Source organism: Elstera litoralis (genome assembly GCF_000963705.1).
Classification (GTDB): domain Bacteria; phylum Pseudomonadota; class Alphaproteobacteria; order Elsterales; family Elsteraceae; genus Elstera; species Elstera litoralis.
The window spans coordinates 1-599 of record NZ_LAJY01000793.1; the positions used below are offsets into that span (position 1 = coordinate 1).

At 41.4% G+C, this 599-nt stretch carries 2 protein-coding genes; both read right to left on the bottom strand.

Annotation, left to right across the window (positions count from 1 at the left end; translation table 11 throughout):
- A partial coding sequence (locus tag VZ95_RS24570; RefSeq protein WP_156995450.1) for a hypothetical protein occupies window positions 1-346 on the bottom strand: 346 nt, incomplete at its 3' end.
- An 8-nt stretch (window positions 347-354) separates the two neighbouring features.
- Window positions 355-599 (bottom strand): HepT-like ribonuclease domain-containing protein (locus tag VZ95_RS23455; protein WP_084627947.1); only part of this gene is annotated, 245 nt, incomplete at its 5' end.

A 599-nucleotide genomic window follows, 5' to 3' on the forward strand; every position in this document is an offset into this window, starting at 1 on the left:
GCTTTGGTTTTAAGTCTCTTGCTACCCAAAGGTATATAGAATCGAGGTCATCCTGATCTAAGCCTCTAGACCATTGATTGAAAAACCATGTTGCGGCATCAGTCTTCGGCCATCGAATTTTGCACCTCAATAACCTTAAGCTGCTTTTAAATGCACTCATAACCTTTTTTGGTGAGACGCCATGACGCTCTGCTATAGCTTTATAAGTGGTGTCTTTGGATTCCAAGCCAAAACCTAAAACTTCCTGAATGTAAACCCGAGACTCTTTGTCATCAATTTCATCTAATAATGAAATTATATTTTGTTTTAATATGGTAAAATCAATTTTCTTTTTATCAGACATCATTTTGTCGATTAAGGTGTTGGGGTGGCTATATTTCTTACCAATTCAGGTAAAGCGGTCGTAACCGTTCCCCAAACGATTTCCAAATTTATATCAAAATACCCATGCGCGATACGGTTTCGCATTCCGCGCATGCTTCTCCAAGGAATATGGGGATGAGCTGTTGCGAAGTCGGGGTATTGATCCATGATCTTGGTAGCGGCTTCCCCAACGATGATAATGCTCATCACCACGGCCTGTTGCGTGCGTTTGTCCG